General features: G+C 61.0%; 11 protein-coding genes. 6 read left to right on the forward strand and 5 right to left on the reverse strand.

Annotated features, from left to right (window positions below; genetic code table 11):
* The 3 genes from KBZ15_RS10480 to sds form a co-directional block, all read left to right on the forward strand.
* The coding region (locus KBZ15_RS10480) for an N-acetylmuramoyl-L-alanine amidase (RefSeq protein ID WP_255015167.1) at positions 1 to 391 on the forward strand (391 nt) is incomplete at its 5' end.
* Positions 388 to 1,203, forward strand: a complete 816-nt coding sequence (murI, locus tag KBZ15_RS10485) for a glutamate racemase (protein WP_255015168.1) — start codon at positions 388 to 390, stop codon at positions 1,201 to 1,203. The genes KBZ15_RS10480 and murI, both read left to right, overlap by 4 nt.
* 32 nt (positions 1,204 to 1,235) lie before the next feature.
* On the forward strand, positions 1,236 to 2,207 hold the full coding sequence (sds, locus tag KBZ15_RS10490) for a solanesyl diphosphate synthase (RefSeq protein WP_255015169.1): 972 nt from the start codon (positions 1,236 to 1,238) through the stop codon (positions 2,205 to 2,207).
* 15 nt (positions 2,208 to 2,222) lie between these two features.
* Here sds and KBZ15_RS10495 read toward each other — a convergent pair whose 3' ends face one another.
* Entirely contained in the window at positions 2,223 to 2,891 is a 669-nt protein-coding gene (locus KBZ15_RS10495; RefSeq protein ID WP_255015170.1) for an HAD family phosphatase, read from the reverse strand.
* 72 nt (positions 2,892 to 2,963) lie between these two features.
* On the opposite strand from KBZ15_RS10495, the gene acs reads away from it, so the two are divergent.
* Positions 2,964 to 4,955 carry an acetate--CoA ligase gene (gene acs / locus KBZ15_RS10500; protein WP_255015171.1) on the forward strand — a complete coding sequence of 664 codons (1,992 nt, stop codon included), beginning with the start codon at positions 2,964 to 2,966 and terminating at the stop codon, positions 4,953 to 4,955.
* On the opposite strand, the gene KBZ15_RS10505 is transcribed toward acs, so the two are convergent.
* Together KBZ15_RS10505 and KBZ15_RS10510 are read right to left on the reverse strand one after the other, a co-directional pair.
* Positions 4,952 to 5,659, reverse strand: a complete 708-nt coding sequence (locus KBZ15_RS10505) for a DUF1350 family protein (RefSeq protein WP_255015172.1) — start codon at positions 5,657 to 5,659, stop codon at positions 4,952 to 4,954. The two genes, acs and KBZ15_RS10505, sit on opposite strands and share 4 nt — an antisense overlap.
* A gap of 2 nt (positions 5,660 to 5,661) precedes the next feature.
* Entirely contained in the window at positions 5,662 to 6,117 is a 456-nt protein-coding gene (locus KBZ15_RS10510) for a peroxiredoxin (protein ID WP_255015173.1), read from the reverse strand.
* Positions 6,118 to 6,214: 97 nt separating this feature from the next.
* Here KBZ15_RS10510 and KBZ15_RS10515 point away from each other — a divergent pair, with 97 nt between their 5' ends.
* Positions 6,215 to 7,030, forward strand: a complete 816-nt coding sequence (locus KBZ15_RS10515) for a 3'-5' exonuclease (RefSeq protein WP_255015174.1) — start codon at positions 6,215 to 6,217, stop codon at positions 7,028 to 7,030.
* On the opposite strand, the gene KBZ15_RS10520 is transcribed toward KBZ15_RS10515, so the two are convergent.
* Positions 7,027 to 7,431, reverse strand: coding sequence for a molecular chaperone DnaJ (locus tag KBZ15_RS10520; protein ID WP_255015175.1), 405 nt, complete (start codon positions 7,429 to 7,431; stop codon positions 7,027 to 7,029). The two genes, KBZ15_RS10515 and KBZ15_RS10520, sit on opposite strands and share 4 nt — an antisense overlap.
* Positions 7,432 to 7,768: 337 nt before the next feature.
* On the opposite strand from KBZ15_RS10520, the gene KBZ15_RS10525 reads away from it, so the two are divergent.
* Positions 7,769 to 8,602 carry a glycosyltransferase family 2 protein gene (locus KBZ15_RS10525; RefSeq protein WP_255015176.1) on the forward strand — a complete coding sequence of 278 codons (834 nt, stop codon included), beginning with the start codon at positions 7,769 to 7,771 and terminating at the stop codon, positions 8,600 to 8,602.
* A 582-nt stretch (positions 8,603 to 9,184) separates the two neighbouring features.
* Here KBZ15_RS10525 and KBZ15_RS10530 read toward each other — a convergent pair.
* Entirely contained in the window at positions 9,185 to 10,078 is an 894-nt protein-coding gene (locus KBZ15_RS10530) for a glycosyltransferase family 2 protein (RefSeq protein ID WP_255015178.1), read from the reverse strand.
* Positions 10,079 to 10,651: the final 573 nt, after the last annotated feature.

Raw genomic sequence — 10,651 nt, forward strand, 5'->3', positions numbered from 1 at the left:
GGATGTGGACCTGCCGCCCCGGGTGAGCCTGGCCAACAGCAGTGGCGCCGACCTGTTTGTGAGCGTGCATGCCAATGCGCTGAGCATGGCTCGCCCCGATGTGAACGGGATCGAAACCTTCTATTTCGAGGGTGCAGGAGCATCAGCCCGGCGCCTGGCGGCGGCCCTGCAGCAACAGATGCTGGCCATCTCGCCGGGCAGCCCGGATCGGGGCGTGCGCACCGGGCGCTTTTTCGTGATTCGCCGCACCGTGATGCCCTCTGCCCTGGTGGAGATGGGCTTCCTCACCGGCGCGATCGATTCCCGCCGCCTCGCCGATGCCAGCTTTCGCCGGCGCATGGCCCTGGCTCTCTCCGCCGGCGTTCTCAATGCCCTGCGGGAGAGCCAATGAGTGCTTTGGTGGGGCTTTTTGACAGTGGCCTGGGCGGGCTGACGGTGCTGCGCCGGCTGCAGGAGCGCTATCCCCACTCCTCCTGCCTCTACCTGGGTGATACGGCCCGGGTGCCCTACGGCCAGCGCAGCGTGGCCGAGATCCGCGCCATCGCCGCAGAGGTGGTGGCCTGGCTGCGGCAGCAGCAGGTGGGCGTGCTGGTGATGGCCTGCAACACCTCCAATGCCCTGGCCCTAGATGTGGCCGTGGCGGGGGCCGGCGTGCCGGTGGTGGGCCTTATCGACAGCGTGGCGGCTGAGCTGGACAGCGACTGCGTTGGCGTGCTGGCCACCCCGGCCACGGTCAGTAGCGGCGCCTACCGCCGGGCGATCCATGCCTGCCACCCCCATGCCCAGGTGCTGGAAGTGGGCTGTCCTGCCTTCGTGCCCCTGATTGAAGCGGGGGATCTGCAGGATCCCGCCCTCGAAAGGGAGGCCCTTGCCTACCTGGCGCCCCTGCTGGCGGCGGGGGTCGACACCGTGGTGATGGGCTGCACCCACTACCCGATGTTGAGGTCCTTGCTGGCCGGGCTGTTGCCGCCCCACGTGCGCCTGGTCGATCCGGCGGAGTCTGCCGTGCGGCGCCTGGGGCCCCTGCTGGCCAGCATGGGTGGTATGCCCGAGGGGGAGCTCGGCGGGGTGGAGGTGGTGCCCCCTGCCCTGCGCACCCGGGTCTGCGTCAGCGGCCAGGCCGGAGCCTTTGCTGAAGCGGCCAGCCGCTGGCTGGGCTACCGGCCCGCTGTGGAGCGGGTGGATCTGCGATCGGTGGCTTGAGCCTCCTAGGATCAATTCACGGCGGAGGTGTTGTGGCAACGGTTGCAGAGCTGCTCCAGCCCGTTGAGGCTGACCTGGATGCCCTGCTGGCCGATCTGCGCAGCCTGATCGGGGCCGGTCACCCCATCCTCCAGGCCGCCGCTGAACACCTTTTTTCTGCCGGTGGCAAGCGGCTCCGCCCCGGCATCGTGCTGCTGCTCTCCCGGGCTGTGGCCAGCGATGGCGAGCTGGGCCCGCGCCACCGGCGCCTGGCCGAGATCACCGAAATGATCCACACGGCCTCCCTGGTGCACGATGACGTGGTGGATGGGGCCGCCACCCGCCGAGGGGTGGACACCGTGCACAGCCGCTTCAACCACCGGGTGGCCGTGCTGGCGGGGGATTTTCTCTTTGCCCAGGCCAGCTGGCACCTGGCCAACCTCGATGACCTCGAGGTGGTGAAGTTGCTCAGCCGGGTGATCATGGATCTGGCCGACGGGGAAGTGAAGCAGGGCCTGTTCCGCTACGACACCGGCCAGAGCTTCGAGACCTACCTCGAGAAGAGCTACTGCAAAACCGCCTCCCTGATCGCCAACAGTGCCCGGGCCGCCGGGGTGCTCTCGGCCCTGCCCGCCCCCCAGCTCAATGAGCTCTACCGCTTCGGCCGCCAGCTGGGTCTGGCCTTCCAGGTGGTCGACGACATCCTCGACTTCACCGGTGACGACGAGCAACTGGGCAAGCCAGCGGCCAGCGACCTGGCCTCCGGCTACCTCACCGCCCCAGCCCTCTATGCCCTCGAGGAGCGGCCGGCCCTAGCTGGCCTGATTGAGCGTGAATTCAGCCAGGCCGGCGACCTCGAACAGGCCCTCGACCTGGTGCGCAGCTGTGAGGCGATTCCCCGCTCCCGGGCCCTGGCCGAGGGCTTCGCCCGGGAAGCGGGCCTTGCCCTGGGCTGGCTGCCCGTTTCGGAAGCCAGCCGCGCCCTCAAGGCCCTGCCGGATTTTGTGCTGAGCAGGCTTTTTTAATCAGGCTCGTCCAGATCACCTGAATTCCACCTGCTCCAGGCTCTGCAGGAGGGTGCAACCGCCCGGCAGTTGGGGCTTGAGCCCCACCGCTAACTTCTGTTCAGCCGGCAACAGCACGTGTACCAAGCAGCCGGCGGCCTTGGCCGAGCGCGCACCGGCCAGGGAATCCTCAAAGGCCCAGCAGACGGCCGGATCTACCCCCAGGCGCCGGGCTGCCAGCAGGTAGGGATCTGGGGCTGGTTTTCCGGCGCCCAGATCCGGATCATCGCCAAGAACCCTGTTTTCCAGCAGGGCGATCCAGCCATGGGGCCCGCTCTTGTGGGCGACGGCTGCGGCGCTGCTGCTGCTCACCAAGGCCGCTGGGATGGCCTGAGCGATGCAACGCTCAACCAGCATCTGGGCCCCAGGCATGGCTGGCACCTGGCGCATCAGCAGTTCGGCAATCGGTTGGCGCACCGCCAGCAGGGCCTCGCGCGATGGCGGCACGAGATCCGCCTGGGCGATCCAGCTGCGCACCTGCTCGGCGCAATCGAGGCGACGACGACCGCGCAGCGCCAACAGCTGATCTGCAGCCAGAGTTAGACCAAAGCCAGCGGTGGCCTCCAGCCAGGCCTGGCTGTGCAGCGGTTCGGTGTCGAGCAGCAGGCCGTCGAGATCGAACAGGCAGGCGGCTGGTAAACCCATCCCTCCATGTTGCTGTACCGCCCGCCAACGCGCGCTTTTAATACGTCCAGTGCCCTTTTGCCTGCTGGATCGATGCCTGATGCCACGACCGGGTCAACGATCGAATCGGTGCTGCAGGAGCAGCGCCTGTTCGCGCCGCCGCCGCAGCTGGCTGCCAGCGCTCGCATCGGCTCCCTCGAGGCCTATCAGGCCCTCTGCTCCCAGGCTGAGGTCGATCCAGACGGTTTCTGGGGGGATTTGGCCCGCAGCGAGCTGCACTGGTTCGAGCCCTTCCACACCGTGCTCGACTGGAGCAACCCGCCTTTCGCCAGGTGGTTTGAGGGCGGCACCACCAACCTTGCCTACAACTGCCTCGACCGGCACCTGACCGGGCCCCGGGCCGAGAAGACGGCCCTGATCTGGGAGGGGGAACCTGGCGACACGCGCAGCTTCACCTACCGCCAGCTCCACGCCGAGGTGGCCAAGGCGGCCAACTCCCTCAAGGCCCTGGGGGTTGGCAAGGGCGACCTGGTGGCCCTCTACATGCCGATGATTCCCGAGGCGGCAATCGCCATGCTGGCCTGCGCCCGCATCGGTGCGCCCCACTCGGTGGTGTTCGGCGGCTTCTCGGCCGATGCCCTGCGCGACCGGCTGATCGATGGGCAGGCCAAGCTCGTGATCACGGCCGATGGCGGTTTCCGCAAGGACAAGCCCGTGCCCTTGAAACCAGCCGTCGATGAGGCCCTGGCCGCCAATGGGGGCGCCCCCAGCGTGGAGCAGGTGCTGGTGGTGCGGCGGCTGGCCGGCGCCGGCGGTGACTGCGCCATGGCCGCCGGCCGCGACCTGTGGTGGCATGAGCTGGTGGAGGGCCAGGGCACCGATTGCCCAGCCGAGCCCATGGCCAGCGAAGACCGCCTGTTTGTGCTCTACACCTCCGGCTCCACCGGCAAGCCCAAGGGGGTGGTGCACACCACCGCCGGCTACAACCTCTGGGCCCAGCTCACCTTCCAGTGGATCTTCGACATCCGCGAAGACGATATCCATTGGTGCACCGCCGATGTGGGCTGGATCACCGGCCACAGCTACATCGTCTACGGGCCGTTGTCGGCTGGCGCCACCACGGTGATGTACGAGGGGGCACCGCGGCCGAGCAAGCCGGGCGCCTTCTGGGAGGTGATCCAGAAGCACCGCTGCACGATCTTCTACACCGCCCCCACGGCGATCCGGGCCTTCATGAAGGGTGGCCGCGAGGTGCCCGATCAATACGACATGAGCTCCCTGCGGATCCTCGGCACCGTGGGCGAGCCGATCAACCCTGAGGCTTGGATGTGGTTTCGCAACGTGATCGGTGGCGACCGCTGCCCAGTTGTGGACACCTGGTGGCAGACCGAAACCGGCGGCGTGATGATCAGCCCACTGCCGGGTGCCACCCCCACCAAACCCGGTTCGGCGACCTTGCCCCTGCCGGGCATCAGCGCCGACATCGTCGATCACGATGGCGTGTCCCAGGCGGCTGACCAGGGCGGCTACCTGGCGATCCGGCGGCCCTGGCCGGGGATGTTTCGCACGGTGCACGGCGATCCCGAGCGCTTCAAAAAGAGCTACTGGGAGGAGATCCGCCCGGCCGATGGCTCCTGGCTCTACTTCGCCGGTGACGGTGCCCGCCGCGATGGCGATGGCTACTTCTGGGTGATGGGCCGGGTCGATGACGTGATCAACGTCTCCGGCCACCGGCTCGGCACGATGGAGATCGAGAGTGCCCTGGTGAGCCATCCGGCCGTGGCCGAGGCCGCCGTGGTGGGCCGCCCCGATGAGCTCAAGGGGGAAGCCATTGTGGCCTTTGTCAGCCTGGAGGGGGGCCGCAGCGGCGATGAAGCCCTGATGGCAGAGCTGCGGGCCCACGTGGGCAAGGAGATCGGGCCGATCGCCAGGCCGGATCTGATCAGGTTCACCGATGCCCTGCCGAAGACCCGCAGCGGCAAGATCATGCGCCGGATCCTGCGGGCCCTGGCCGCCGGCCAGGAGGTGAGCGGCGACACCTCCACCCTGGAGGATCGCTCGGTGCTCGATGCCCTGCGGGTTTAGCCCGCCCAGGTGTCAATGGTGCGGGCGATCCGCTCCAGGGCCTGCTGGCGGGCCGGATCATCGGCCCATTTGCCCAGGAGGTTCTGGCGCAACCCGGCACTGGCGGGGGCCAGGTGGTCGCCGGGCAGCTCCTGGAGCTCGCTGGCGTCATCAGGGCGGGCCTGCAATACCCCGATCAGCCGCTTGCTCTGGTCGATCTGGTCGCGGTTGAAGCGCACCAGCAGGTTGCGGGGCTGGCGGTAGGTGAGGGCCACCTGAGTGAGGGTTTGCTCCGGCGAGGGGCTGAACTCACTGCGGAAGTTGAACTGCTGGCCCAGCTCCGCCAGCAGGGGGATGGAACGCTCGGCCGAGAAATTGTTGAAGCTAAGGGCCACTAGGGCGCTGGATCCCCGGCCGCCATCCGGTGCCAGTAGTTGGAGCTTGCAGCCCAGGCTGTGGCCGAGCCGAAGCACAGCTTCCTCAGCCCCGCGCAGCTGGCGGAAGCGGCGCCAGGCCAGGTTGGCCTGGTCTTGATGGTCAAACCCCGGCACGTAGCTCCAGGCCCGCACCCGCCAACCCAAAGAAGCTAGGGCTTCCAGCAGGCGCCGGTAGCTGAGCTGGGGCGAGGCGGCCAGGTAGCTGCCGCCGATGAATTCAATGGTGCCCCGCTCGAGCGCCGCCGGTTCCAGTTCCCAGATGTCACCCCTTTGGCGCCAGCGCGTCATGGTCAAAGGGCAAGCCGTTGCAGGGCCGCCCTGGCTTCGTTGCGGTGGGCTGCTCCGTCGAGGAGGTTGTTGAAGATGTGGCGAACCACGCCCTGGCCGTCGATCACGTAGGTAACCCGGCCAGGCAGCAGGCCCAGCACGGCGGGCACGCCGAAGGCCTTACGCAGCTGGTTGCCCTGATCCACCAGCAGGGGATAGGGGAGGTTGTGGCGGCTGGCGAAGCGCTGGTGGCTGGCGGCACCGTCACCACTGACTCCCCACACCTCGGCGCCAAGGGCCTGGAGATCGGCGTAACTGTCGCGGAAGGCGCAGGCCTCGGCCGTGCAGCCCGGAGTCTCGTCCTTGGGATAGAAGAACAGCACCAGGGATTTGGCCGCCAGTTGGTCGCTGCGGCATTGCTTGCCGTGTTGATCGAGCAGGGCGATCAGGGGGGCCTGGTCTCCAACAGCCACAGCCACGGCCCAAATCCAATTTCACTTGGATCAGCCTAGGCCGGCAAGCCTGGCCAACGCCGGCTTGGGCTGGGAGGATTGGGGCTTAGTCGCCCAATCAAGCGTGACCTCTCCGCAGGAGGTGCAGCCCAGCCTCTGGGAGCAAGGCGATCTGCCCCAGGCGCCCCCTTCTCCCTCGCCAGATCCGCCCTCGCCAAGCAGTCAGTCACCAGCAAGTCAGTCGCCAACCACCCTGCTGATTCTCGACACCGAGACAACGGGCCTGGAACCAGCCTCTGCCCAGTGCATCGAGGTGGGGGCCGTGCTGTTCCAGGTGCCCCAGCGGGCGGTGCTGGCCCAGGTTTCCTTCCTGCTGCCCGCCCAGGCCAATCCGGCTGAGGCCATCAATGGCATCCCGGCGGCCGTGACCCGCCTGGCCCAGCCCTGGCGGGCCGGCCTGGAGCATTTCGAGGCCCTGGTGGCGGCTGCCGATGCGGTGCTGGCCCACAACGTGGGCTTTGATGCCCAGTGGTTTGGCCGGGATCCCTTGCCCGCCATCGACAAGCCCTGGATCTGCTCGATGGAGGACATCCGCTGGCCAGCGGAGCGGCAGCTGCGGGGGACCCCATCTGTGCGGGATCTGGCCCTGGCCTACGGGGTGCCGGTGTGGGCGGCCCACCGGGCCCTCACCGACTGCATCTATTTAGTGCAGGTGTTCGAGCGCTGCGGGGACCTGGAAGCCCTGCTGGCGGCAGCACTGCAGCCGCGCCTGCTGTATCGGGCCAATCTTCCCTATGCCGAACGCCACAGGGCCAAGGAGGCGGGTTTCCGCTGGAACCACCCGGTGGCCGGTGCCTGGAGCCGGCGGCTCAGCCAGCAGGAGGTCTCCGCCCTGCCCTTTGCTGTGCAGCCCGTCGAGGCCGAAGCGCTGGCGGCTTAGGACGGGCTGAGGCTGCGACCCAGCAGCAGATCCCGCGCTCCATTTACCAACTGCATGGTGTCGTGCTCGCCGCCCCGGTCGGGATGGTGCTCACTGGCGCAGCGCTTCCACGCCTGGTTTACCTCCAGCTCGCTCAGCCGGCCGCAGAGGGGTAGGTGCAGGCGCTGGCGGGCAACGATCGCATCTAGATCGGGATGCTTCCCCAAGGGACCCCAGTCGGCCTTGCTGAGGGCCGGACTGCGCTTGCCGCCGGCCTTGCGTTTTCTGCCCTTTGCGGCCCCGCCACTGCCAAACCCCTTGGTGGCTACATCGTCGGTACGGCGCTGCTGAGGCTTGCTTTTGGTGGGGATGATGGTGGCGATGAACTGGCCAGCTGGCCGCTCAAGGGTTGAGGGGGTCATGGGAAATCGCGCTTTTCGCCAGCTGGGGAGAGAAGATTCTGGCTGGCCAGCCAAAAAAGGGGCCAACCACCAATAAAATGGGCAAAGGAGTAGGCCAAGTATTGCTATCTCAGATCAAAAAGAAAAGAACCAACTAAATCCGACAAAACCATGGCCACCACGTATAGTCTTACAACATTGTAAGTGCTTGACTATCTCACCTCACCCTGCCAAAAAAAGCAAAACAGCCCTGCGCATCAACTAGGCTACACATTGACCAGCCCCGGTCGTGGTCAGGCATCATTTGGGCTATATATGTTTTAATCAGATCACAATCCTATCAAATCCTATTCGAATTGTGGGTATTTCCGGCTACGTTCCCTTTTACAATAATGCCCAGACCGTACTGGCTGCCGTCGATTCATTGCGCAGTCAGCAACCGCCGCTAGATGAGGTATTCGCAATCGATGATGGTTCAACCGACAACAGCGTAGATCTCCTAGAGGCCGCCGGAGTAAGGGTATTGCAGCAAAAACACAATTTAGGTCGCGGAGCCACACGCAAGCTGGCTATGGAAGTGGCCCGACATCAATTTGTGCTCTGCTGCGATGCTACAAACATTCTCCAAGCCGATTTTGCTGCCCGTGCCTTGCCTTGGTTCGAAGATTGCAAGGTGGCAGCCGTCGTTGGTTTGATCACTGATCCAAATCCTCAGGGGGTGGTATCGAGGTGGCGGGCAAGAAATCTCTTCAAGGCCGGAATCCCCCGCAGTGCATCTAAAGGCGCATCGTTCATCACCTTTGGCACAATGGTGCGTTCAAGTGCGGTAGCGGCTGTGGGAGGATATGACGCCAGTTTGCGCCATTCGGAGGATGCTGAACTGGGTAACCGGCTGGCAGCGGCTGATTTCGAGACAATCGGCGACCCATCATTGCATGTATATTGTAATATTCTTAATTCTCTCCCGGAGGTTTTGGAACGTTACTGGAGATGGTATGCGGGGAAAGACGAATTATTTGGAGTTAAGGCATATTGCAAACTGGTTTGGTTTTCAGCACGAACAATGGCCTGGGGAGACTTGAAGGCAGGTGAACCGTTAACATGCTTGATTAGCTTACTCCTGCCTCATTATCAGTGTTGGAAATTTTTAAACAAAAAAGGAGCCAGAGCCAGGGCCCGCTCGATGTTATAAAATCTTCAAACTAGAATTTAATCAAATCGATAAAACCAAATCTTTTGTCTCGCTGCACTTACCAAACATGAAACCATCAAACCTAAGTTTAAGCGTAAAATTCTGATTCTATATATTCCTAATAATGGCAGCTTTTCCCATGATTCAATTTTTAGGAGATTCACAGGTCACAGCACTGGAGTCTCTAAATGAAGTCGGCCTACTACGAAGCCCAATAGTATTGAGTCTGATAGGTATTGAGAAGGCTAGATCACGCTCCTAGCGAAGCAGCCCAAGAGCATAACCGTATTGTTTCGATGATCATGGCTTGTGTTGAATATGTGACTAGCTGCGTGACCATGGCAATGGGTCGTAATTAGGCCAGTATCAGTGATATCAATGTAAAAAAGTTCCTTGGCAAGCCTCAAGAGCCCTCGTCAGCAGAAATTTCCCTGTTCTTCAAGGGACCATCAAACTGGATTCGCATATCTAATTGCATTCAGGAAGATCAAGCAAGTATCATTAAGCACCAAGGCTTTGAAAATATTTTAGATATTACAAAGCAGTAAGGCCTCGCGTCGTGGATGCATGTGCCTAGAAAACTCAATTACTCGCAGTTCCTTTACAAAGAAAAATTATTGTTTTGAGGAATCCAAATGGAATAGTAAGTGCGAGCAGAAAGCAAGCTAAGATAGGACGCCGCCAGTGCCTGGGTTGGCGAGCAGCTAATTCGAACCGAGATACTCTGTACCAGTATTTAAGCGTAAAATCACATAAGTTAAGAATTGGACGAGCAGAAAATCCCTTTATCTCAATATCTTTTATGGTGAAACTTGTCAGTTGAAGATTTATCATTCTCCTGCAGACCTGTGACAGTGCGAGCTTTCGAGCGGGATGGTAAACTACTGCTTCATCTAGGTATACACTTCTAAGGCCGGCTTTTCGAATACGGGCTCCCATTTCAGTATCTTCGTGAGACACGGATAGTTTTTCATTAAACCCACCTAGACTTAAAAGCAGATCGCGGCGTATCCCTAAATTTGCAGTGCAATATGCTCCACCAGATGAAATTGCTGGTGCATACCATAAAATGCTATCTGGAAAATTTGTAGGCTCAACCCTCCCTTCAATAACATCAAAATTTCCAGCCAGAATTGCACCATATATCGTTTCTAGCCACATTTTTCCTACGATTTCATCATCATCAAGATAAAGGATCCAGTCACCATTTGAAGCACTTGCAGCATTATTCCTATTTGCCGCGACGCCACGATTGGGGCCCTGTACCCAAGTTGCGAAACCAGAATCTAAAACTACATCGCGGGAGCTTCTTGCTGGGCAATCATCGCTTACAATGACTTGATATTGGCAAGGATCAAACTTTCCTAGCTGACTAGGCAATGAATCGAGGCACCTCTTTAATAATTTTGGACGACGATATGTTATAATGCAAATGCTAAATGTGCGTTGGGAGTATGTAACGGGGAGCGCTAGCATGGGAATTTTAATATCTGGCTATAGCTATAGGACTTGGACGCTATGCAGGTAAAAATTTAGGATTTGAAGTTAAATAAAAAGAGGAAGTTGAATTTGAGGCGCTGTGCTTGGATTAATGGTTCTTAAGGTCACACCGCAAATACTAACGGTTTTCATGGCGGGCCATGAAAGGTCTGCTCATCGCCTGCTCAAGATGCCATACAGTCGCTCCAGCATTCAGTACTTAAGACATCTATTTTAGCAGATTGGCATTGGGTGGTTGTTTGTTTATTCACAGTTTGGAAGTTTTTGTGCGGGCTGGCCAGCAGGGCCAGTACGATCTGAGCGCGCAGCACGATCGAATAGGACAAAGAACGTAGGCAAACAAATGTTTGCAGGTGCTGAATTAGTCATCGCCGAGGTGTTGCGGAGATATTGAATACAGAAGTATGCCATAAAGCACCTTAGGTGAGATTTCCTTTTCAAGATTTTATTTCAAGGACGCACCACTTAGGGACTCCTGAAAAAGGGAACCGCAACCTGGATCCGATCTCAGCCAAATAGCAGGGCGTAGGCAGCTCAAACGCACAGTTA

The sequence above is a fragment of the Cyanobium sp. BA20m-p-22 genome (assembly GCF_024346275.1).
Lineage (GTDB): Bacteria > Cyanobacteriota > Cyanobacteriia > PCC-6307 > Cyanobiaceae > Cyanobium_A.

Bases quoted from the DNA above. Each gene is read 5' to 3' on its own strand.
- murI (WP_255015168.1), top strand. From the start codon at position 388: ATGAGTGCTTTGGTGGGGCTTTTTGACAGTGGCCTGGGCGGGCTGACG.
- KBZ15_RS10495 (WP_255015170.1), bottom strand. From the start codon at position 2,891: ATGGGTTTACCAGCCGCCTGCCTGTTCGATCTCGACGGCCTGCTGCTC.
- acs (WP_255015171.1), top strand. From the start codon at position 2,964: ATGCCTGATGCCACGACCGGGTCAACGATCGAATCGGTGCTGCAGGAG.
- KBZ15_RS10505 (WP_255015172.1), bottom strand. From the start codon at position 5,659: ATGACGCGCTGGCGCCAAAGGGGTGACATCTGGGAACTGGAACCGGCG.
- KBZ15_RS10520 (WP_255015175.1), bottom strand. From the start codon at position 7,431: ATGACCCCCTCAACCCTTGAGCGGCCAGCTGGCCAGTTCATCGCCACC.
- KBZ15_RS10530 (WP_255015178.1), bottom strand. From the start codon at position 10,078: ATGCTAGCGCTCCCCGTTACATACTCCCAACGCACATTTAGCATTTGC.